This window comes from Halosimplex amylolyticum (genome assembly GCF_051414035.1).
GTDB lineage: Archaea > Halobacteriota > Halobacteria > Halobacteriales > Haloarculaceae > Halosimplex > Halosimplex amylolyticum.
The window spans coordinates 1,361,415-1,383,350 of record NZ_JBLKNW010000001.1; the positions used below are offsets into that span (position 1 = coordinate 1,361,415).

The window sequence follows — 21,936 nt, forward strand, 5'->3', positions numbered from 1 at the left end:
TCGCGCCCGCTGCGGGAACCACTCGTCGAAAAAGATGGGGCAAAAAGCCGCCCTCACTGCGTTCGGGCGGTGAACCGCGCGCCTGCGGCGCGCGGATGCTACGTCACTCGGACGATCCCTGCGCGTCGATAGTCGCGACGGCGGCGAGGTTCACGATGTCTTTGACCTCGTCGTCGCGCTGGAGGACGTGGACCGGCTCGGCCATCCCGGTCAGCATCGGCCCGACGGCGTCCGCGCCGCCGAGGCGCTGGAGGAGCTTGTAGACGATGTTCCCCGCTTCGAGGTTCGGCAACACGAGCACGTTCGCCGGTTCGTCGATCTCGGCGAACTCGTAGTCGCCGACCAGCAGATCCTCGACGACGGCGGTGTCGGCCTGCATCTCCCCGTCGACCGGGAAGTCGACGTCCGGGTCCTCGCGGAGTCGCCTCGCCGCGCGGCGAGGCTTGCGCGTGCCCTCGTTGTCGACGCTCCCGAAGTCCGAGTACGAGAGTAGCGCCGCGCGCGGCTCGACGTCGAACCGTCGGGCGACCCCGGCCGCGTGGCGAGTCACTTCCGCGAGCGTCTCGTCGTCCGGGTCCTGGTTGACCGTCGCGTCCGCGACGAAGACGACCCGGTTCTTGAACGTCAACATGTACACGCCCGCGGCGTGCTCGACGCCGTCCTCGGTGCCGATGACCTCCAGTGGCGGGCGGAGCGCAGAGGGGTAGTGGTGGGTGAGCCCCGTCAGCATCGCGTCGGCGTCGCCGCGTTCGACCATCACCGACGCGAAGTAGTCGCCGTCGCGGACCGTCTCCGCCGCCTCTTTCCGGGTGATCCCCTTGCGCTGTCTGAGCTCGTAGAGCCGGTCGACGTACGCGTCGTAGTCGTCTCCCGCCGGATCGACCACGTCCGGGTCGAACGCCAGCCCCAGCCCGTCGATCTTCCGCTCGATCGTCGTTCGGTTGCCGATCAGGACCGGCTCCGCGATGCCCTCCTCGTCGAGCTGGTAGGCCGCGCGGATGATCTTCTCGTTGGCCCCCTCGGCGAGCGCGAGACGCTTCGGGTCTGTCTGCGCCTTGTTGAGGACGATCCGCATCATCTCGCGGGACTTGCCGAGGCGGGCTTCGAGCCGCTCGCGGTACTCGGCCAGATCGACCGCTTCGCGGGCGGCGCCGCTCTCCATCGCCGCCGCGGCGACCGCCGGTGCCACCTCGAAGAGCACCCGCGTGTCCAGCGGTTTCGGGATGATGTACTCCGGGCCGAACTGCAGGGGCTGGTCGCCGTAGGCCTTGCGGACCGCGTCGGGGACGTCCCGTTTCGCCAGGTCCGCCAGCGCCTCGGCGGCCGCGACCTTCATCGACTCGTCGATCTCCCGGGCGCGGACGTCGAGCGCTCCCCGGAACAGGAACGGGAACCCGAGCACGTTGTTGACCTGGTTGGGGTTGTCAGACCGCCCCGTCGCCATGATGACGGTGTCGTCGCGGGCCGCCTTCGCCTCCTCGTAGCCGATCTCCGGGTCGGGGTTCGCCATCGCGAAGATGATCGGGTCGGCCGCCATCGACCGGACCATCTCCTGGTCGACGATGCCGCCCGCGGAGAGGCCGACGAGCATGTCCGCACCCTCCATCGCGTCCGCGAGGTCGCCCGCGGGGACGTCGCGGGCGAATTCGCGGTTGTACTCGTTCAGGTCGCCCGCCTCGGCGCGCTCTGTCGTCAAGATCCCGTCGACGTCGACCATCGTGACGTTCTCGCGGCTGACGCCCAGAGAGAGATAGAAGCGCGCCGTCGCGATCGCCGCCGCCCCGGCGCCGGCGAACGTGACTTTCAGGTCGGCGAGTTCCTTCCCGCTGATCTCGACCGCGTTCAACAGGGCGGCGCCGCTGATGATGGCCGTGCCATGCTGGTCGTCGTGGAAGACGGGAACGTCCATCCGCTCGCGAAGGCGCTCCTCGATCACGAAGCACTTCGGCGCCGCGATGTCTTCGAGGTTGATCCCGCCGAAGGTCGACTCCATCCCGGCGACGCAGTCGACGAAGTCGGCCGGGTCGGTGTGGTCCACCTCGATGTCGAAGACGTCGATGTCCGCGAAGCGCTTGAACAGCACCCCCTTCCCCTCCATGACCGGCTTGGAGGCCTGCGGACCGATGTCGCCCAGCCCGAGCACGGCGCTCCCGTCGGAGATCACCCCGACGAGGTTCCCCTTCGCCGTGTACTGGTAGGCGGCGTCGGGATTCTCGTCGATCGCGCGACACGGACCGGCCACTCCCGGCGAGTACGCCAGGCTCAGATCGCGCTGCGTGCTCGTCGACTTCGTCGTCCGTATCTCGATCTTCCCGGGCGGGTCCTCCCGGTGATACTCCAGCGAGTCCTCTTCGAGCGTCATAGGCCGAGTTCGCCAGCGGAACGGTAAAGATGTGGGATATAGGGTCTGAAAACTGTATAAGGCGGTTCCCGGCGGGCGTTTCGCCGCGGCCGACGTCGTCGTAGCGTCCACCGACGGCGGCTCGCCACCGACGGCCAGACCCCCGCCTCGTCAGCCCAGAAGATCGTCGAAGGTCCGGTAGGAGAGATACGACAGGTCGCGAGCGGAGAGATAGTCCGCCTGTTCGGGCCAGGTGAGACACTCCCGGTAGGTCGCCCAGTCGTCGAGCCAGGGGTAGTCCGACCCCAGCAGCAGTCGCTCCGGCCCGAACCACTCCAGCAGCGGCCTGACGTACGATTCGACGTTCTCGTAGGGCCACGGTTGCCCGGAGGTCCGCGGGATCGAACTCACCTTGACGTACGCGTTGTCGCGTTCGGCCAGCGCGGCGAAGTCGGTCCACGGCGACTCGCTCGGGGACGTGTCCTCGTCGGGGAAGCCCATGTGCTCCACGACGAACGGTACGTCGGGATGCCGGTCGGCCAGCGACGCGAGCATCGAGAGCTGGTCTGGCTTGGCGAGGACGAACGCCGCGGCCTCCTGGGCGGCCAGCTCGTCGTAGAGCGGGTCGAGTCCCTCGGCCGCGACCCAGTCGCCGGTCGGGTCGAGGTCGCCCGGCGTCGGTCCGTACTCGAAGCAGGCGTGGAACCGCAGGCCGAGCATCCGCTCGTGGCCGGTGACTCGCCGGACGTTCTCGCGGAGGGTGTCCTCGTCGGCGTCGTACTCCGCGACCCCGACGCCCCAGAGGCGGTCCGGGTGCGCCTCGACGGCCCGGAGCGTGTACTCGTTCGCCCGTTCGCCCCGCCCGTATATCGACGTCGGCAATAACACCCCCTCGTCGACGTCGGCGTCGGCCATGTCCGAGACGAGGGTCTCGTGCTGATACGGGCCGGACCACTCCGGCGGCAGGTCGGCGCTGTACCAGGGTAGATCGTCCGTATCCATGCCCCAGGCGTGCGTGTGAGTGTCGACGAGTCGCATTACGTCACGTCGGTACCGCCCGATGATAAGGATACCTCATGGCGGTGTACTCCGTCGAATCGCAAGAGCGATAGAAGTCGAATGCTCCGTCAGGGATTCGAACTACGTCGAGACATTCCTGCTCGGTCGCGATGCGACCTGTGCGGGCTGTGAATCGTCTACTTCGAATCCCTTCGTGCGCGTTTCACTCCCTCGCAAAACTCGGTCGCTGGAATGCTCCGTCAGGGATTCGAACCCTGGTCCTTGCCGTGAGAGGGCAAGATGATTGGCCGGACTACACCAACGGAGCGCACACGCCCTCTGTGCGTACTCAATCCTTGCGAGGAGATGGGTTTAACGGTTGCGCTTTGGCTCGCTTTCGCCACTCCGTCGCACGGTCACTCGTCGTCGAACGGCGAGCCCGCGGCTTCTGGCTCGTTGCCGCTCAGGCTGATGATGTTCTCGCGGCCGACTCGCAGTTTGCTGATGTCGCCGTCGTCCTCCATCTCCGAGAGCAGCATGCTCACCTTCGACTTCGACCAGCCCGTCTCGTCGACGATCATCGCCTGTTTCATCCTCCCCTCGTTCGATTCGAGGATGTCCACGATGAGCTCCTGGTCGGTCCGCTGGGCGGGTTCGGCGCTCTTCCCCCCGGCGTCCGCCGCGGGGCTCTCCGCCGTCCCCGGTTCCGGTGGGCTCTCGGTCGTCTGCGGGCTGTCCGTAGCGGTGTCGCGCGATTCGGACTCGCTCGTTCGGGTTCCCGAGAGCAAGGCCGGGATGTTCGAGTGCCAGACGGCGACGCCGCCGAGGCCGAGAACCAGTAAGACGACGGCCGCCATGAGCATCCCGCCGACGTCGCCCGACGCCGGCGTCGTGAGGAGGGCGTGCAGTTGCTCTTCGGCGGTCGAGATGGACAGCCACGGGCCCCTCTCCGTCGTGCCATCGACCCCGACGCCGAGCGACTGCGTACCCCCGACCGCGTCGGCGACCAGCCACTGCTGCATCTATCATAACATGCCGAGGTCGGTATAAAAACGCTGTGAATACCCACGTTTCGAACGCGCTGATCGCCGGAGGCGACCGGGACCGGTCAGACGAGGCCGACCGTCGGCACCGCGGTCTGCTGGAACAGCCCGACGAGGTCGAGGACGGCGATGAGCAGGGTCGTCGCGACGATAGACGCCGAGGGGGGATCGAAGTGCGTGTCGCCGTGCGCGTAGAATACTCGCTGGGCGAGTTCACCGAGGACCCCACCGAGGACGCCGAAGACGCCACCGACGAGCACGGCGACCGCCGGCCCCGCGCTCGGGAGGGCGAGCGCGGCGATACCGGCCGGGAGCGCCATGTGGTGGGTGACGGGGAACCGTTCGACGCCGGCGGCGAGGAACAGCATGCCGGTCGCGGTAATGCCGAAGGCGAGGAAGTAACTCCCGGTGGCGACGGCGAGGAAGCCGCCGAAGACGCCGACGACGAGACCGAGGACCGTGACCGTCCACCACTCGGACTGGTAGGGGAGCCACGGCTCGACGACGTACCGACCGACCAGTGACTGGGCGCCGCCGCCGTCGCCGTCGGTCGCCATCCGTCGATCGCCGTCGTCGTACGGCGACATGTCGAGGACGTCCGTCCCCAGTCGGCCGACGAGCGGATATCCGAAGACGGCCCGGTGGAGGACCGCGGAGACGACGACGCTAGCCGCGACGGGATCCCACGGGAGCGAGAGGCGGAGCGACAGCTGTGCCAGCCAGTAGCCGAGCAGGCCGAAGGCGCCGCCGACCGCGATCGCCGCGGGTCGCGGACCGAGCGGCGTCGACAGGTGTTTCGCCTCGTGGTAGGGGAAGTCGGTGTCGAGGTGCCCCTTTCGTCCCGCGTAGGCCGCGGCCGCCGCGGCGCCCGCGAAGGCCACGTGGGGCCCGAACGCGGGACCGTACCCGACGAGGCCCGTCACGCCGGCCGCGCCGAGGTCCGACGATTCGGCCACGAGCGGCGTCCCGCCCGCGCCCGTCGTGACGCGGGCGATCTCGCCGATAGTAACGATCAGCCCCGCGAGCCCGTAGGCCGTGTAGCCGCCGACCGTCGCGCCGATTGCGCCGCCGGCGACGGCGACCGCCAGTAGTTCGACAGCGAGCAATCCGCCGTCAACTGCCATCTGAACCACCCCTCGACGTCGCCCGGTCGCGGCGGCCAGCGTGGTCGCTCCGACGTGTCATACGCGACGAGAGTCGGAGCCGGAAGTTAGTACTGACGGATGGGCGCGGCTGACGGTCTGCGGTCCGACTCCTGACGGCAAGTCGGTACCGGCGAAGCGGTCAGCGTGGAATCGATACGCGAAAAGCAGTCGGGGTCGAGTACGGAGAATCGCGAACGTGGGTCGAGTGGCTCAGTCCCGCATCGAGAGTCCGAGGAGCGACAAGAGTCCGGCGCCGACCAGCGCGGCGAGCGTCGCGGGCGCCGCGGCCGAGGGCGCGACCAGTGCCGTTCCGTTCGAGCCGTCGGCGTCGGTGGCCGTGCTCGTCCCGGCCGCCGGGGTCGCGGTGGAGCTCTCGCCGTCTGCGGGCGTGGCGGTCTCGGACGGCGCGTCGGTGGTCGTCTCGTCGCCCGAGGCACCGTCGCCGGCCGTCTCGTCGCCGGCCGTCCCGTTAGTCCCGATCGTGTTGGGTTCCTGGGTCGACTGCGCCGCGCCTTTCTCCAGGGTCACCGTTGCGGGGCTGTCGTCCTCGCCGATGACCTGCCCCTCGGTGACGTTGACGGTCCCGCCGTAGCGGAACGAGTGGGTCTCGTTGGACTTGACGTCGGTCCGAAGCTGGTACGGGCCGGTCGCGCGGACGCTCGGGTCCGTGTAGCCCTCTTTCGTGCCCCACTCGTCGTAGCCCGTCGTGGAGTAGGGGACTGTCATCGTGAACGTCCCGTCGTCGCCGGTCGTCGCCTGCTGGCGGTAGACGAACGTGGAGTTCGTCGACGGGACTTCCATCTGCACGGCCGCGGTGACGTTCGAGTTCGCGGGCGCTTCGCCCTCGATGGTCGCGCCCGGCACGCGTTCGAACGACTTCACCCAGTTGGAGGACTTCGGCTGGAGCGCGTTCGCGACGCCAGGCGTTCGGAGCGAGGTCTGCAAGGCGCCCTGGGCCTCCTTCCGGAGTCCGAGCTGATAGCGGGTCGAGTCGATCGACTTGGATTCGCTGCCGCCCACCATCCGGTAGTGTTCGAGTGCGGGCACGCGTTCCTCGGGGAACTGCCCGACGCCACCGATCTGGGATGTGGGGTCACTCCGGACGTACTCGCGCGCTTCTTCCATCGTGTCGAACTGCCGCGTCCCGTTACTCATCCGGATCTGGTTGCCCTGGACGTTCTCGATCGTCCAGTCCACGACGATCGGTTCCGGCTCGACGGCGCTCCCGTGGAAGTTGTACAGTCGAACGGCCGTCGAGTTGTAGTAGGGCTGGTGCTGGAGCCGGAAGAACTGATACCCGCCCTGCTGGCTGGTCTGGTAGTAGATCCAGTTCCCGCCCGTCGTGTAGTACTCGCTCTGGGAGATGTTCCGGTCGGTGAACTGGAAGGGCGCGAAGTACTTCCCGCCGATCTGCAGGGACCCGCCGCCCGGCCGCTGGTAGAACTGCGTCGTCTCCGTCATCTTCCAGTCGACCATGACGAACCGCGTCTCGGCGTCCGGTTCGCTCACGTCCTGGATTACCTCGTTGGCCTGGGCTTCGTTTTGCGACAGCAGGAAGTCCGCCGCCTCGGTGGCGCCCTGCTGGAAGGGGTTGGCGACCGGTATCCGCTCGCCCATCACGGTGATGTAGTGCCCGTAGTCCCACCACGACATGACGCCGTAGTATCCCTCGGGGTAGTCGAAGTCGTCCGTCCGTTCGAAGGTGCCGTAGTAGGGGACTTCCTCGGCGTTACCAGCACCCCCGTAATTGCCCTCTTCCGGCGTGTTGCCCTGCATCCAGCCGAGGCTCTCGTTCCACGCCGTGGCCGCCGGCCCTCCGCCGCCCTGAGCGCTCGTCACCTGCATCGCGATCGCAGACGGGTACACCAGCGGGGCGAAGACGATCAGCACGACCGCGATGATGGTCAGGATCTGATAGGTCTCGATGTCGGTATCCGGTTTCGACAGCCCGGCGAAGTTGGCGAGCTCGCCGATGACGAGCGCCGTCATCACCGCGACGGTGACGCCGAAGTAGTAGTCGAAGCGGCGCTGGGTCAGCGTCGCGAGCAGCATGAAGACCGTCCAGACCGCGAGCAGCGTTAGTTCCGCCCGCGGTCGGTTCAGGAAGTGACGACCCACGACGTACGCGACGCCGATCAGGGCGATGAAGAGCGTGAACCGGTACCGAGGGAACAGGCCCTCGAAGGGCATCGACTGCGCTTCGCCGACGGTGCCGGCCGTGTCGGACGTGGAGAGACCGATGACACGCGTCGTCTGGTTGACGAGGAATCCCCAGAGGTCGGGCAGGAGTACGGCGACGGCACCGGCGAGCAGCAGGATGATCCCCGCGACTGCGACGGGGTACTGGACGTTCGGGAGTTCGCGTGACTCCCACTCGCGGGCGAGCCACGCGAGGAAGACGCACCCGGCCGCGACACCGAACGCCAGGAGCGGCTGGACGAGGTTGTAGCTCGTCGCACTGAGACCGATCTCTTCCATCACCGCGAGGCTCAGGACGCCGGCCGTCGAGAGCGTGATCGCGCCGGCGATGGCGACGTGTTCGGGACTCTCGCCGTGAGCGTACTGCGAGGAGAGTTCGACGAGGAAGTAGACGCCGAGGATACCGACGAGGAAGACGCCGGGCGCCCACGTCCAGAGATAGAGCGCGATAGTGGCACCCGCGACGAGCGACCAGCCGACCGGTCGGCGGAGCGCGTCGACGTCACGGGCCTGAAACAGTTCCCAGACCGGCTTCTCCTCCTCGGCGACGGAGACGGCGACCATCGTCGCGAGGATGGCGACCGACTGGAAGAGCACCTCGGCGATGTGGTGGTCGTAGAAACCGACGGTCCCGCGCTGGGCGAACGTACTCCCGGCAAGTGCCAGCGTCGCGACGGCGACGACACCGGCGAAGCGCCCGGCGACGCGCTTGCCGATGTAGTAGACGGGGATCGCGGCGAGGACCCCGAAGACCGCGGGGGCGAACAGGACGACCAGCCGGACCGTGTGGTCGCTCGGGTTCCCGAGGCCCACGACCAGCGCCGCCGTCGCGACGAGCTGGTCCATGACGGTCCCGAACTGGCTGGAGTGGGTCCCGTAGGGGAACTGCGTCCATGGGTCGAACGGGCTCGTCGCGGGCCAGTTCCGGACGGTGAACTTCACCATCCGGTAGTGGTACCACGGGTCGAACCCGCTGAAGTAGACGGTTCCATCGACCAGGAACTGGCGCCAGTGCCTGGTCCGGCTCCACAGCATGAACCCGAGGAGGGCGACGATCGTCGGAATGTGGTAGTACTCCCCCACCACGTCGACGACGTCTTCGGGTTCGTCGATGTCCTTTATTCGGCCACGCCACTGACTCATTGGACGGAACCAGTTGCATCGCGCGCATAAGCCTTGTCATCTCGGCGTAAATCAGTCCCCGCGTCGGGGACGGATACGGCCGCAGCCGGGCGATCAGCCGCTCCAACAGTGCTCCGGGAAGGGCGCGCTCTCACCGCCCCGAGCGCCCGCATCGCGGCCCGCCAGACGGAAAACCTATCCCGGCCCACGGTCCATGGCCGGGCATGCGCGTCTCCGTCGTCCTCTGCGAGCACACGCTCGACCGCTACGACGCGGTCACCGAGGCCGCCCGGAGCGTCCTCGACCAGACCCACGAGGACGTCGAACTCGTCTTCGTCAGCGACGGGAACCCCGACGTCCTGGAACGGTTCGAGGCCGACTTCGGCGACCGGGAGAACGTCGTCACTCACTGCAACGACGAGAACCGCGGCCTGCTCGTCAGCCGCAACAACGGCGCGGAGGTCGCCAGCGGCGACGTGGTCGCGTTCATCGACGACGACGCCGTGGCCCACCCGGCGTGGATCGAGCGACTCGTCGCCGCGTACGACGAGTACGACGCCATCGCCGCCGGCGGTCGGATGGACCCGATCTGGGTCGACGGCGAGCCCCGATTTCTCCCCGAGGAACACTACTACCTGATCGGCGCGACCTACCGCGGGTTCGGCGAGGGGCGAACGGTTCCCGCCGAGGTCCGCAACACGAACGGGTCGAACATCTCCTTCCGCCGCGACGTCTTCCTCGACCTCGGCGGGTTCGACGACGAGATCGGTGGCCGCAAGGGGGACAAAAACCTCCAGGGCGGCGAGACGGAGCTGTGTGCCCGGATGCAGGCGGAATACGGCCGCGGCGTCCGGTACGTCCCCGACGCCGAAGTCGGCCACAAGGTGTTCGCCTACCGCACGGAGCCGAAGTGGTTGCTCGACCGGGCGTTCTGGCAGGGGTACTCCAAGCGCGGCATGCAGCAGTTCGTCCCCGGCTCGGCGGAAGAAGAGGGGGACTTCCTCGGGAAGATCCTCGGGGAGTTCGTTCCGCAGCGGCTCCGCAACCTCGTCAGCGACCCCGACGTGACCGCCGCCAAACAGCTCGTCTGGCTCGTCCTCCTGACCGGCGTCGTCGGTCTGGGGTATCTCTACGGCGTCGTGAAGTGGGGGTGACCAGGGCCGTTCGTCCGCCGGCCGATCCGCATCCGACGAGTCCCGGCAGGGTTAAGCGGCCGCCGCCGCCACGGAGCGATAATGGCGGACCTGCCCGACGTCTGCGTCGTCACGCACCCGCTGGCGGCGGCCGGTGAGAACGCCACGCGGAGCCTCCTCGACATCCTCTCGGCGGTCACCGGCGTCGCCCTGGTGACCGCGGATCTCCCCGCCGACTCGGAGATCCGGGACCGCCACGAACTCGTCGAGCTCACCCGCAAGAGCGCCGGGGACTCGGTACCCGTCGCGGCCGCCCGCTTCCTGCTCAACCAGCTCCGGATGTGCCGCGTCGTCGGGACGCGCGACGAGGAGGTCGTCCTGTTCTACGGAGCCACGTCGTATCTGCTCCCGATTCTGTTCGCCCGGGCCATCGGCAAGACCGTCCTCGTCGAGCCGCGCGGCGACGTGCCGCTCACGCTCCGCATCGCCTGGGAGGAGTCGCTTCCGAACCCGGTCGCGCGGACCCTGGCCGGGCTCGTCCGCGCGCTCGAACGCGCGGGCTTCGCGGCTGCACACGGCGTCGTCACCTACACGCCGGCCATGGCGAGCCAGCTCGACCTCGATCCGGACGCCCCCGAAGTGTACCCGACGGGCGCGCGGTACGTCCGCATCGACGACTTCGACGTGCGGACGCCGCTCGAAGCGCGCGAGCGCCGCGTCGGTTTTCTCGGCCGGCTGGACGAGGAGAAGAACGTCCGCGAACTCGCCGCGGTCGCGCGCGAGTTGCCCGACGACGTGACGTTCACTTTCATCGGCGACGGCGGCCTGCGCGAGTGGCTGGAGACGGAACTCGCCGACGAGATCGAAGACGGGCAGGTCGAGATGCGCGGCTGGGTCGACCACGACGACGTCCCCGCGGAACTCGACCGCCTCCGACTCGTCATCCTCCCTTCGGAGGCGACGGAGGGACTACCGACAACGATCCTCGAGGCACTCGCCTGCGGGACGCCGGTGTACGCGACGCCGGTCTCGGGCGTCCCCGACGTCGTCCGCGACGGCGAGACGGGGTTCCTGATGGAGAGTACGGAACCCGACGACATCCGCCGGGAACTGCTAGCGATCCTCGACCGCGAGGACCTGCCCGCGATCAGCGAGAACGGGCGCGCGCTGATCGAAGACGAGTACAGTTTCGACGCGGCGACGCGGCGCTATCGCGACATCCTGCAGCGGGTCGGTCGACGGCGTCGACGGTAGCCGACCGCGGGAAACGGGGATAGCGGTGAGTCACTACTCGACCGGCCGACTGCCGGAGGCAGTCACGTCGACGCCGGGACTGTAGCGGAAGACGGGCTCGCTGTCGGGCGTCGCGAAGCCGTTGGCCTCGAACACCTCGTTCTCGCCGACGTCGACGGTGGCTTCGTACAGCGGCCACGGCGGGTGGCGAATCTGTGCGTATCGGAGTTCGCCCCCCGGCGTCTCCGTGTAGTACCGGTACCGCTCGGTCAGGAACTCGTCGAGCGAGCCCGGTTCGAAGCGGAACCGGTCCCCGACGGGCTCGTATCGAGCGTCGAAGTCACACGGGCGTGCGCCGGGGTGCCAGCGTTCGCTCGTGAATGCGACCCGCGATCCCGCCGTCGTCAGGGACATGTTCGCGAAGTAGTAGGGGAGGTGGTGAAACACCCGAGCGCCGGTCACACCGAGGACCCCGTCGGCGTCGAGGTTGAAGAAGTAGACGCCGCGGTCGGCGGCCGGCGCGTCGTCGCGGGGACCGGTGTCGCCGTCGGCGCGGGCGGCCTCCCCCTCGTGAGTGACGTACGTCCGGAGGTTCAGTTCCGGGAGCCTGAACCCGGTCCACGCGGGCAGCCCGTGCGGACGGACCGCGACGTTGGTGAACGGGACGACGGAGAGCCACGCCCGCCCCTCGTACGTGTCGACGGTGAGGGACTCGGGGAGGTGTGCGTCGACGAGGTCCGGGTCGACAGGCCAGTTGGCGAACAGGACGTGACGCCACCCCATGTCGATCGGGAGGGAAACCAGTGAGCGGAGCGACATCTGACACCCGAACGTACGGTCCGGTCGCCTATTACTCCGGGGACTCCGCGTCCTCACTCCATGTAGCCGAGTTCGGTCAGCCGGTCGGCGACCTCGTCGGACGGCCCGCCGGCGCGGGCCTCCTCGTGGTCGATGGGGGCCTGGGTTCCCACGTCGGGGTCGTCGACGAAGATATCGAGCACCTCGCCGTCCACGTCGGTCGGCACGTCGACGCCGTGGTTCGCGAGGATCGTCGGCGCGATGTCGCGGATGTCGATCTCGGGGATCTCGCCACGGTTCTCGAACGACGGTCCGTTCGCCACGAAGATGCCCGTCGGGGTGTTCTCGGCGGCCCAGCGGTCCGGCTTCGTCTGGGTCTCGTCGCCGCCCATGCCGTCGTTGACGTGGACGCCCGGCCGCTGGTCGAGCACGACGTCCGGCCCGATGTCGACGTAGGGGCCGTCGTAGACGTCCTCGGCGCGGTGGACGCCGGCGAACAGCGGCTCGCCGTTCTCGTCGGTGACGCCCTCGAGATCCGCGATCAGCTGTTCGCGGACGGATTCCACGTCGAACCGGGGATTGACGTAGATCGGGCCCTGGCCGCTGGCGAGCGCCTTCGTCTCCGAGGGGACGATCAGTTCCATCTTCCGCTCGCGTTTGGCGCCGGCGCTCTGTGGGACGAGCGCCTGGACGCTCTGGGGGACCGTCTTCGCGAGGAAATCGACGAGCCCGAACCGCTTGGCGACCCCGAGGGCGGTCTCGCGGGTGAGTCCCACTCGCTGGAAGTAGTCCTCGACGCCGCTCGCGCGGGTGAGGTACCCGTTCTCGGCGAGCCACTCGTTGATGTAGAACTCGGTGGTCGTCGCGGCCGCGCCGTGGTCGGACATGACGACGAGGTTGGTGTCCTCCAGTTCGGCGAGTTCGCCCAGCCACTGGTCGACGAGTTGCCAGGCGCGCTTCGTCGGCTCGTCGTCCCAGAAGAAGTGGTGCAGGACGTTCAGGTAGAACAGGGTGACGTGGGTGAACTCGAGATCTTCTTCGAGGAACAGGTCGCGGGCGACGTCGAGGCGGAGTTCCAGCAGGCGGAGGATCTCGTCGACTTCGGCGCCGCGCTCTTCGTTCGAGGACAGCAGCGGGTCGGGGTGAACCTGGTAGTCGTAGCGTTCGGCGAGTTCGGCCTCGAACTCCGGGGGGTGGGTGTACCCGGTGTCGAGCGAGCGGTACTCGCCCTCGACGGCGTCCGGACCTCCCGAGACGACGTAGCCGTCTATCTCCCGGGGCGGGTACATGGAGGGCATGTTGACGACGCCGGCGCGCTGGCCGTCGGCGTTGAGGTAGTCCCACAGCTCGGCGGTCTTGTAGTCGCTGCCGCTCATGATGTCGATGCGTTCGTCGGCGAGGTCGATGCGTTCCCACCAGAAGACGCTGTGCTTGCCGGGGTTCTTCCCCGACGCGTAGCACTTCCAGTTGGGGTAGGTCACCGGCGGGAGACAGCTCCGGCTCGTGGCGTAGGTACCGGTCTCGCGGAGCGTCTCGAGGTTGGGGAGGAGCCCGTCGTCGATCCAGGGCTCGGTCAGGAGCCAGCTGGCGCCGTCGAGTCCGACAACGAAGGTCCGCGTCATTGTCGAAAACCCCGCGAGGGCGCCGGAAATACGTTTCGTTCGTGCGGGCAGTAGGTGCCGGCTACGGGCCCGAAAGCGGCGGTTCCGTGGCCGAACGCCGGCGCGTCCATCGATTCACCCCTCGTCCCCACGTCGGGCGAGCACGTCGGCCATGTCGACGTTCGCCGCGGGGAGCCACCCGAGCAGCGCGGGCAGGTAGACGCCGAACGACCGGTCGACGAGGATCACGACCGGCGCGAGTTCCGGGGCGACGCCCAGACTGACGAACACGGCGGTCGCCGAGGCTTCCGCGACGCCGACCCCGCCCGGCGTCAGCGGCAGGACGGTCACGCTGTAGGCCATCACGAGGACGACCGGCAGGAGGACCGCCGGCGAGAACTCGCCACCGAGCGCGGTGAGCACGAGCCAGACGCGCAGCGCCGGGAACACCATCAGCGTCCCAGCCCAGCCCAGCGCGTAGGGGACGACGACCGACGGACGGGTCGACAGCGCGCGGAAGACGCCCGCCGAATCGGCGGTGAAGGTCGGGAGCGCCCCGGCGACGCCGGCGAGGCGGTCGCCGACGCGCGGGACGCCCCCGAGCAGTCCCTCCAGCCTGCTCGCCAGCCGACCGGCGACGTCCATCCGCCGGCCCGCGAGCAGGACGAGTGCGCCCGCGGCGAGGTAGATCCCGGTCGACAGGAGGATGACGAGGAGCCACCCGCTCGCGAGGCGCGTCGCGAAGACGGCGAGTCCGACCAGCGCCGTGAGGCCGTAGAGGGCGGCGTACAGGCCCGTGTTGAGGCCGGCGATGCTGACCGCCTCGGTCCAGTCCGCGTCGGTGTAGTACCGCAGGACCAGCGGCGCGACCGAGTGGCCCGACGCCTTCGACGGGACGACGTGATTGACGAACTTGATGACGAGATCGACGCGAGCCGTCGTCCCGAGCGTCGTCCGTTCGCGGCCGTTCAACAGCGCGTACCACATCGAGAAGCGCGACCCGAACTCCAGCGCAGTGATAGCCAGGACGCCGCCGACGACGAGCGGACTGAGCGTGACCAGTTCCGCGAGCGTCGCCTCCCAGTCGACCTGGCGCGCTACGTACCAGAAGGCACCGAGCGCCACGGCCCACTGGACGGCCGTGACCGCGGTTCTCCGCCAGTCGCGACCGGCCGACGGATCCGCGGCCGCGGTCGGGGCGCGTCCGCTCTCCCCGTCGTCCGAGACCTGGCCGCTGTTTCCCTCGTCCGTCCCGTTCACTTTCGCTCACTCCCCGGCTGAGAGGCGCCCCCCGGCCCGCCCCCTGGCGTCGAGGCGTCCGTCCGAGACGATCCGACCTGCGCCGCGAGGTCACCCGTCGTGACGAACTCGAACGGTTCGGCCAGGATCCGGCGGACGGCCCTGCGCATGTACCCACCGGTCCGGACGTACACTCGCTTCGGGACGCCCTCGACAGCCGGCAGGTCCACGAGTTCCCACGGGTGGACGTACAGCACGGGCGGTATCCCGCGGCGGGCGAGCAGGCGCATCCCGAGGATCGTGTAGTGAACGCCGAAAAACCGGATCCACGTGCCCGTCAGCGGCAGCCGCAGCCCCGGCATCACCGAGACCGGCACTTCGGCGATTTCGTCGGGCGCCGTCGGGTCGACCTCGCTGGCCGGCGACGGCAGTTCCGTCTCGTGTTCGCCGCCGTACCAGCCCGGGATCGACCGGCAGGAGACGACGCTGGAGTCGTATTCGTACCCTTCGTCGGCGAGCGTCCGGAAGTGGTCGGGACCCGTGTCGAACGACGGCGCGCGGAAGCCGACGACGTCGCTCCCGGCGACGGCTTCCAGGCGGTCTTTCGACGTGGCGAGTTCGTCGCGGCGCTCGGACTCGGAGAGCTCCGAGAGGTGTCGGTGGGTTTGCGTGTGCGACCCGACCTCGTGACCGGCGTCGGCGATCCGCCGCACGACGGAAGGGTTCGCGTCCGCGATTTCACCGACGATGAAGAACGTTCCCGTCGCCTCCGTCCGGTCGAAGGCGTCCAGCAGACTCGTAACGCCGTCGAGTCCGACCGCGGACAGGTCGGTCGTGCCGCGGGCGCCGCGGTAGGCCGGCAGGTGTGTGAAGTACTCGAAGTCGACGGTGAGTGCGGCCTGTGGCGTGGACATCGACGGGTCGACCTGTCGTCCGGTACACTCCCGGCCTACTTGGGCGATGCGCTTCGCCGACGGCCGCCGCTCGAAGCAGAGCGTGGCGTCCGGGGGCCAGTCAGGTCGTCCGGCACGGGTTGTTCCGTCTGCACCTCAGGTGTCTCGATCCGCCGGCGCAGGTCCGCGACCGGCAGATACAAATCGCCCGAGTCTGTGCAACGACATGAACAGATGCCGTCGACTTCCTCTTCGATCCCGCTGGCCGTCCTGCCGGGGCTGAGCAACGAAGCGCTGACGTTGCTGTTCCTCGGGCTGGCCGTCGTGACGGTCCTGTGGGGATTCGAGCGCTACCGCACCACGTTCTCGCGGATGGAGTTCGGCCTCGCGGTCGCCGTCGCGCTGGGCCTGCTGACCGTCGCCTTCGCGCCCGGCCTCTATGGCTCGATCGCGGGCCTGCTCAACCTCGAGAGCCGTTTCCTCCTCATCCAGATATTCGCGAACATCGCCTTCCTGGTCCTGATCTTCTACCTCGTCTCCCAGCTCAACACGAGCAAGCGGGTCGTCAGCGACCTCACCCGGAGCCTGACGGTCCAGCAGGCCACCGCGGACGCCGATTACGAGGACCGGACTCTCTACGTCGTCATCCCGGCGTACAACGAGGCCGACACGATCGGCGACGTGCTCGCAGACCTCCCCGAGCGCATCCAGGGCCACGTCGTCCAGCCGGTCGTCGTGTCCGACGGGTCCGACGACGCGACCCGACGCGCCGCCGACCGGTACGACGCCATCGTCGTCGAACACCCCATCAACCAGGGCCAGGGCGGCGCGCTCAAGACCGGCTTCGACATCGCGCGCCAGCACGGCGCCGACATCGTCGTCACCATGGACGCCGACGGACAGCACCCGGTCGACCAGCTCGACGAACTCGTCCGTCCCATCGCCGACGACGAAGCGGACTACGTGCTCGGCTCGCGCTACCGCGGCGAGGACAACTCCGGGAACTCCATCACCCGACGGGGCGGCATCCGCACCTTCACGTGGCTGATCAATCGCCTCGCGAAGACCGACATCACCGACTGTACGAACGGCTTCCGCGCCATCCGGGGCTCGCGCCTCGAAGAGCTGACGCTCACAGAGGAACGCTTCTCCGCCCCGGAGCTCATCATCGAGTCGCGCAAGAACGGCCTTCGCATCGTCGAGGTGCCCGTCACCATCCACGAGCGCGAGGCCGGCGAGACGAAGAAACCGAAGCTCGGCTACGCGGTCGGACTCGCGCGGACCATCTTCGTCACCTGGATCAGATAGCGGGGAGAAGGCGGTCGTCCGTTTCTGGAGCGTGTCCTTACGAGCGGTGCTGGACCGTCCTCGCCTCTTCGGGACTGCCGTCGAGCATCTCGGAGCGCGGCGTGGCGTCGATGGACGGCGTTCGGTCGTCCTCACAGACGACGTGGTCGCCGATCGCGAGCGCGTCGATCATCCCGCTCCGGTAGGCGCGGATCGCCTGTTCCGGCTCGTTGACGATCGGCTGTCCGTGGGCGTTGAACGACGTGTTGAGGACGATCGGGTGACCGGACAGCTGCTCGTAGCGTTCGAGGACGCGGTGGTAGCCCGGGTTGTCGGCACGCTCGACGATCTGTGGGCGGGCAGTACCGTCGATGTGAACGGTCGCGGGCGCCGTCTCCCGCGCGAGGTCGGTCACGTCGAAGGTGAGGGTCATGAACTTGCCAGCCGCGGCGCCGGCGGAGGTGTCGACGAAGTAGTCCTCGGCGTGGGACGCGAGGATGGAGGGCGCGAACGGCATGAACTCGGTGCGGTCGAGGCGTTCGTTGAGCCAGTCCTGACAGCTCGGGTCCGTCGGCATCGCGAGGATGCTCCGGTTGCCGAGCGCGCGCGGCCCGTACTCCAGTCGGCCGGCGTACCGGCCGACGACGTAGCCCTCGGCGAGGAGTTCGCCCGCGTACGCGTCGGGGTCGTCGGGCGATTCGTAGGCGAGGTCGGCCGATTGCAGCGCCGACTCGATCTCGTCGTCCGTGCTCTCGGTGCCGTAGTAGACCGTCTCGATGAACCGCGGGTCGGGCTCCTCGCCCACGTCGGCGCGCTGTTCGGCCCAGTGGGCGTACGCCGCGCCGACCCCGAGCCCGCCGTCCCCCATGTGCGGGTGGATGAACACGTCGTCGACGCTATCGAGTTCGAGCAGGTGCTGGTTGAGCCCGACGTTGGCGAAGACGCCCCCCGCGAGGGCCAGCTTCGAGCAGTCGTAGCGTCGCATCGCGGCGTCGACGAGCTGTCCGACGACCTCCTCGGTGCGCTGCTGGAGCGCGGCTGCGATGTCCTCCCGGTGGACGCCCCGGAGCGCCTCGTGGAGGCGCGCCGCGGCCGGGTTGTTCCAGCAGCCGATCGAGGACACCAGGCGCAGGTCGTCCGTGTCGACCGCCATGTACTTCCTGAACACGTCGATGCAGACGTCCGGGTCGCCGTGGGCCGCGAGCCCGGATATCTTCCCCTCGTGGCGCATCGGCGTGAATCCCAGGTTGAACGTGACGTACGACCAGTACTTGCCGAGCGAGTGGTAGAACGGCGTCCACGCCTCCCTGGTGACGAGGCCGTCCTCGTCGACGGTGTAGATGCCGGCGGAGCGGAAGTCGCCCTGAGCGTCGACGGTGGCTATCAGCGTGTCCTCGTCGAACGGCGACGTGTAGTAGGCGGCCGTGGCGTGGCAGTGGTGGTGGTCGTAGTACGTGACGGGCGCGTCGATGCCCTGTCGCTCCAGTCGCGATTCGAAGTCGGCGTCGTCGCGGAGTCGAGCGAACAGCGAACGGCCAATGGAGGAGAAGGCCTTGCTCCCGGTTCCGGGGGCGTGCGAGAACAGTTCCATCAGGCGCTTTTTCGGAGGGATCTCGTCGAACGCCTCGCGCTTGCCGATGGCCGGATTCCGGCCACCGAACGCGACCGCGTCGATGTCACCGGGGTCGAGGCCGGCGATGGAGAGGGCCGTCCCGATGCTCTGCGTCGGGAACCCCCAGTAGAGTTTGTCGCCGACGACCCGTCCCTCGTTTATCGCGGCGAGTATCTCCCCATCGCCGTCGATGACAGCTGCCCCACTGTCGTGGGACGGATAGACACCCAAGATGTGCATACCCTATGTGGATGGATATCGCTCTTCAACCTTTTCCTGTCTCGCGGTGACCGACGGAGAGACTCCGGCCGCGGGGTCAGCCGGCGTCCAGGTAGCCGAGGTCCTGCAACTGCGACTCCAGTTCGTCGTCCACGTCGGCGCGCTCGACGTCGGTCTGCGTAGACCCCTCTTCGAAACTCACGTCGGCGTCGCGCGCTATCACCTTCCGCTCGTAGTCCTGCCAGGCGAGCGTCGCCTTGTCGTGCCACGGCGCGATCGTGATGGCGTACTCGGAGGGCCCCTCCAGCAGGTTCGCCCCGTGCCACGCGTCGGGTGCGTCGACACCGACGGCTTCTACCAGCGTCGGTGGGATGTCGAGGAGGCTCAGCGGCCCCTCGACGTCGACGCCGTCGAACACGACGGGCACCTTCGTCAGGAAGTCCGCCACGGACCGGCGCTGGCCCTGGTGGAAGTAAAAGCCCTCGTCGCCGAACCCCTCGCCGTGGTCGGCCGTGAACGCGAGGATGGGGTCGGCGTCGATCTCCGTCAGCAGCCGTTCGACGTTCGCGTCGGCCCGTTCGATCGAGTCGCGGTACTTCTTTCGGATGGTGGCCTCTTCGTCGTCGGTCAGCTTGTCGGGCTTGAAGTACGCCTTCTGGTCGAGGCGCTTGGAGATCGCCTCGTCGCCGACGCCGTACGGGCGGTGGGTCTCCATGAGGTGAAGCCAGAGGAACCGCGGCGGCTCGGCGGCGTTGAACTCGCGGATCGCGCGGTCGACGACCTCGTGGTCGCGTGGGCGGTTCTCGCTTTTCGCCTGCGGCGGGTAGATCTTGTAATAGATCCACCGGAGCGCGTCGATGCCCCCGAGGTACTGCCGGAGTTTGCTCCCGCGGTTGCCGGGTTCGACGAACGTGTCGTAGTCGTCGAAGCCGCTGCCGAAGCCGAAGCGGGCGTCGGTGTTCGGGGTCGGGGAGTACCCGAGACACGTGTAGCCCGCCTCCGACAGGACGTCCGCGAGCGTCGGGTTGACGGGTTCCGTCGTCACCGCCGCCCGGTAGCTGGACGACAGGAGACTCGCCAGACTCGGCCGGGTGTAGTGGCTCCCGGTGACGCCGGTGTGGACCGGGAACTCGCCGAGAAAGTCCAGCACCTCGGCGTGGTCCCGACGGATCGAGTCCGCCGTGACGAGGACGATGTCTTCCATTATGCTCACGGATTCCCGTGAACAGGATATATGTTCGGATCCCGAACACCGACGCGCGAACGCCTGTCCGCGAGGACGCCCGACCCGTCTGCCCGCTCGAGGATCACGATGCGGTCGGCTCGCCCTTCCACGTCCGGGCTCACGCCCGCCCGGAGGACCCGGCCGAGGGGCGTGACGTCCGCCGGTTCGCTCTCCGTTCCGAACGAGGCGGCGATGCGATAGTCGTACTCGCCGGAGAGGAGACCGCGGACGAACTCGCTCCGCTTCGGGTACGTGCTCGAATCGGCGCTGTCGGGGTCGACGTAGGCGAGTTCGCCGTCCGTCAACTGGATGTACTCGGGACTTCGCTCGGGCGCGTCGAGCATCCACGCGGTGTAGCGCGACTCGTTCAACACCAGGGAAGACGTGTTCGTCGCTTCCTCCTCGGGGTAGTCGTAGTGGCTCGTCTCGCGCCCGTGCGGGGTCGCCACGTCCGCGATCGAATTCTCGTAGACCTCCATCGTGGCGCCGTCCTCGACGTTCGCGGCGATCCACGCCGTGGCCTCGTCCCGCGGGTCGGTCGCGTACTGGTACTCGGCGGCGCCGGCGAACAGCGCCGTGGTCACGAGCACCACCGCGAGTCCGAGGCGGAGAACGCGCCAGACCCGTTCGCGCTCGCGCCACCGGTCGACTTCCGCGGCGAACACGACGAGCAACACCGGAAACGTCGGCACGAGGTGGCGGAGTCTGACGAACTCCCAGCGGGAGTACACAGCCAGGAAGACGACGACGGAGACCGCCAGCAGCCAGTAGAGCGGGTTCGCGTCGCGGCGCCTGTGAGCGAGGAGTCGCCAGCCGGTCGCGGCCGCTCCGACGACGACGGCGGCGAACAGCGGGATCCCCAGTCCGGTGACGTACTGGTAGACGAACCAGTACCAGATCGGGGCGACGAATCCGCCCGTCTTGCCTGTCTTCGCACTCATGCTCCCCGTCATCCGCTCGATCAGCTCCGGGAGGCCGCCGACCAGGACGCTCGGGATCCCGACCCAGACGGAGACGGCGCCGACGGCGAGTCCGCCGAGGATCACCCGCGGGCGGGTCAGCGCGGCGACTGGGTCGTCGCTGCGGGCCGCGCGAACGAACAGGGCGACGCCGAGGACGATCGCCGCCACGCCGCCCGAGAGCTTGAACGCGATAGCGAGCCCGCCGGTGAGCGACCCGGCCAGGAACGTCGCGGCGTCGCCGGTCTCGACGTAGCGGTCCGCGAGGAGGACCGTCGAGAGGAGCAGGAACAGCATCGGCAGGTCCTCGCCCACGAGGTGCGCTTGCGAGAAGAACCCCACCGAGAGCGCGAGCAGCACCGCGGCCAGTCGACCGGCGAAACGACTCTCCAGCCGGACGCCGAGCCGGTAAGTCAGGTACACGCAGCCCACGCCGAGCGCGACGCTGACCAGCCGTCCGAGGACGAGCGAGAGCGTCCAGAACCAGGCCGGCGCCGCGTGCCACAGGTCCCAGCGCGACTGGATCGTCCCCAGACTCGCGAACTCGCCGAGTTGCCCGCTGGCGAGCACCAGCAGGAAGACGGGCAACAGCACGACTGCGTAGAGGTAGAAGGTTGCACCGAGCGCCCGTCCGTCGGTGATGCCGCTGCGGATCGAGTCGAACCCCGGGTCGGAGACGAACTCGCCGGCGACCTTCATCGGCTGGATGAGCCGGGAGTACTCGTCCGGTGCCGCGAAGTTCGGGAGGCGAAACCAGACGCCGAACCCGCACGTCGCGACAGCGAGGAGGAGAACGTAGCGGAGTGACGGATCGGCTTCGAAGTCCGAACGCACGGGGGCGAGGACGCGATCGATAGCGTCCCCGAGGGCGGAACGGACAGCGACCAT

15 protein-coding genes and 1 tRNA gene are annotated in these 21,936 nt (G+C 68.4%); 3 read left to right on the top strand and 13 right to left on the bottom strand.

The features are described from left to right. Positions 1 to 103: 103 nt before the first annotated feature. The 6 genes from ACMGFE_RS06475 to ACMGFE_RS06500 form a co-directional block, all read right to left on the bottom strand. Entirely contained in the window at positions 104 to 2,362 is a 2,259-nt protein-coding gene (locus tag ACMGFE_RS06475) for an NADP-dependent malic enzyme (RefSeq protein ID WP_436924256.1), read from the bottom strand. A 150-nt stretch (positions 2,363 to 2,512) separates the two neighbouring features. Then, entirely contained in the window at positions 2,513 to 3,379 is an 867-nt protein-coding gene (locus ACMGFE_RS06480) for an amidohydrolase family protein (RefSeq protein ID WP_436924257.1), read from the bottom strand. Positions 3,380 to 3,593: 214 nt separating this feature from the next. Beyond that, positions 3,594 to 3,668 (bottom strand) — tRNA-Glu (locus ACMGFE_RS06485). A gap of 88 nt (positions 3,669 to 3,756) precedes the next feature. Continuing rightward, positions 3,757 to 4,362 (bottom strand): helix-turn-helix transcriptional regulator, encoded by a 606-nt coding sequence (locus tag ACMGFE_RS06490; RefSeq protein WP_436924258.1) that lies wholly within the window; start codon positions 4,360 to 4,362, stop codon positions 3,757 to 3,759. An 86-nt stretch (positions 4,363 to 4,448) separates the two neighbouring features. Continuing rightward, positions 4,449 to 5,507 carry a DUF7973 family transport facilitator gene (locus ACMGFE_RS06495; protein WP_436924259.1) on the bottom strand — a complete coding sequence of 353 codons (1,059 nt, stop codon included), beginning with the start codon at positions 5,505 to 5,507 and terminating at the stop codon, positions 4,449 to 4,451. Positions 5,508 to 5,738: 231 nt separating this feature from the next. After that, on the bottom strand, positions 5,739 to 8,870 hold the full coding sequence (locus ACMGFE_RS06500) for an oligosaccharyl transferase, archaeosortase A system-associated (protein WP_436924260.1): 3,132 nt from the start codon (positions 8,868 to 8,870) through the stop codon (positions 5,739 to 5,741). A 203-nt stretch (positions 8,871 to 9,073) separates the two neighbouring features. Between ACMGFE_RS06500 and aglG the strand changes: the two genes are divergently transcribed. Together aglG and ACMGFE_RS06510 are read left to right on the top strand one after the other, a co-directional pair. Next, positions 9,074 to 10,003, top strand: a complete 930-nt coding sequence (gene aglG, locus ACMGFE_RS06505; protein WP_436924261.1) for a glucosyl-dolichyl phosphate glucuronosyltransferase — start codon at positions 9,074 to 9,076, stop codon at positions 10,001 to 10,003. A gap of 81 nt (positions 10,004 to 10,084) precedes the next feature. Beyond that, a complete protein-coding gene (locus tag ACMGFE_RS06510) occupies positions 10,085 to 11,236 on the top strand; it encodes a glycosyltransferase family 4 protein (protein WP_436924262.1) in 1,152 nt (383 codons plus the stop codon). Positions 11,237 to 11,269: 33 nt separating this feature from the next. Here the strand turns inward: ACMGFE_RS06510 and ACMGFE_RS06515 are convergent, their stop codons facing one another. From ACMGFE_RS06515 to ACMGFE_RS06530, 4 genes are all read right to left on the bottom strand, one after another. Further along, positions 11,270 to 12,034, bottom strand: coding sequence for a YqjF family protein (locus ACMGFE_RS06515; protein WP_436924263.1), 765 nt, complete (start codon positions 12,032 to 12,034; stop codon positions 11,270 to 11,272). Between the two features lie 53 nt (positions 12,035 to 12,087). Then, positions 12,088 to 13,635 carry an alkaline phosphatase family protein gene (locus tag ACMGFE_RS06520; RefSeq protein ID WP_436924264.1) on the bottom strand — a complete coding sequence of 516 codons (1,548 nt, stop codon included), beginning with the start codon at positions 13,633 to 13,635 and terminating at the stop codon, positions 12,088 to 12,090. 114 nt (positions 13,636 to 13,749) lie between these two features. Then, positions 13,750 to 14,874 (bottom strand): lysylphosphatidylglycerol synthase transmembrane domain-containing protein, encoded by a 1,125-nt coding sequence (locus ACMGFE_RS06525; RefSeq protein WP_436924265.1) that lies wholly within the window; start codon positions 14,872 to 14,874, stop codon positions 13,750 to 13,752. Next, positions 14,871 to 15,767, bottom strand: a complete 897-nt coding sequence (locus ACMGFE_RS06530; RefSeq protein WP_436924266.1) for a polysaccharide deacetylase family protein — start codon at positions 15,765 to 15,767, stop codon at positions 14,871 to 14,873. The genes ACMGFE_RS06525 and ACMGFE_RS06530 overlap by 4 nt, the downstream gene beginning before the upstream one ends. A 213-nt stretch (positions 15,768 to 15,980) precedes the next feature. Between ACMGFE_RS06530 and ACMGFE_RS06535 the strand changes: the two genes are divergently transcribed. Beyond that, on the top strand, positions 15,981 to 17,054 hold the full coding sequence (locus ACMGFE_RS06535) for a DUF2304 family protein (protein ID WP_436924267.1): 1,074 nt from the start codon (positions 15,981 to 15,983) through the stop codon (positions 17,052 to 17,054). 37 nt (positions 17,055 to 17,091) lie between these two features. On the opposite strand, the gene ACMGFE_RS06540 is transcribed toward ACMGFE_RS06535, so the two are convergent. From ACMGFE_RS06540 to ACMGFE_RS06550, 3 genes are all read right to left on the bottom strand, one after another. Further along, positions 17,092 to 18,885: a carbamoyltransferase family protein gene (locus ACMGFE_RS06540; RefSeq protein WP_436924268.1), complete on the bottom strand. Its 1,794-nt coding sequence runs from the start codon at positions 18,883 to 18,885 to the stop codon at positions 17,092 to 17,094. Positions 18,886 to 18,961: 76 nt separating this feature from the next. Further along, complete coding sequence (locus ACMGFE_RS06545) at positions 18,962 to 20,068, bottom strand: sulfatase-like hydrolase/transferase (RefSeq protein ID WP_436924269.1); 1,107 nt, start codon at positions 20,066 to 20,068, stop codon at positions 18,962 to 18,964. A 5-nt stretch (positions 20,069 to 20,073) separates the two neighbouring features. Beyond that, complete coding sequence (locus tag ACMGFE_RS06550) at positions 20,074 to 21,936, bottom strand: ArnT family glycosyltransferase (protein WP_436924270.1); 1,863 nt, start codon at positions 21,934 to 21,936, stop codon at positions 20,074 to 20,076.

Coding starts and splice junctions, on each gene's coding strand:
- ACMGFE_RS06475 (WP_436924256.1), bottom strand. CDS start 2,362: ATGACGCTCGAAGAGGACTCGCTGGAGTATCACCGGGAGGACCCGCCC.
- ACMGFE_RS06480 (WP_436924257.1), bottom strand. CDS start 3,379: ATGCGACTCGTCGACACTCACACGCACGCCTGGGGCATGGATACGGAC.
- ACMGFE_RS06490 (WP_436924258.1), bottom strand. CDS start 4,362: ATGCAGCAGTGGCTGGTCGCCGACGCGGTCGGGGGTACGCAGTCGCTC.
- ACMGFE_RS06495 (WP_436924259.1), bottom strand. CDS start 5,507: ATGGCAGTTGACGGCGGATTGCTCGCTGTCGAACTACTGGCGGTCGCC.
- ACMGFE_RS06500 (WP_436924260.1), bottom strand. CDS start 8,870: ATGAGTCAGTGGCGTGGCCGAATAAAGGACATCGACGAACCCGAAGAC.
- aglG (WP_436924261.1), top strand. CDS start 9,074: ATGCGCGTCTCCGTCGTCCTCTGCGAGCACACGCTCGACCGCTACGAC.
- ACMGFE_RS06510 (WP_436924262.1), top strand. CDS start 10,085: ATGGCGGACCTGCCCGACGTCTGCGTCGTCACGCACCCGCTGGCGGCG.
- ACMGFE_RS06515 (WP_436924263.1), bottom strand. CDS start 12,034: ATGTCGCTCCGCTCACTGGTTTCCCTCCCGATCGACATGGGGTGGCGT.
- ACMGFE_RS06520 (WP_436924264.1), bottom strand. CDS start 13,635: ATGACGCGGACCTTCGTTGTCGGACTCGACGGCGCCAGCTGGCTCCTG.
- ACMGFE_RS06530 (WP_436924266.1), bottom strand. CDS start 15,767: ATGTCCACGCCACAGGCCGCACTCACCGTCGACTTCGAGTACTTCACA.
- ACMGFE_RS06535 (WP_436924267.1), top strand. CDS start 15,981: ATGCCGTCGACTTCCTCTTCGATCCCGCTGGCCGTCCTGCCGGGGCTG.
- ACMGFE_RS06540 (WP_436924268.1), bottom strand. CDS start 18,885: ATGCACATCTTGGGTGTCTATCCGTCCCACGACAGTGGGGCAGCTGTC.
- ACMGFE_RS06545 (WP_436924269.1), bottom strand. CDS start 20,068: ATGGAAGACATCGTCCTCGTCACGGCGGACTCGATCCGTCGGGACCAC.
- ACMGFE_RS06550 (WP_436924270.1), bottom strand. CDS start 21,936: ATGGTCGCTGTCCGTTCCGCCCTCGGGGACGCTATCGATCGCGTCCTC.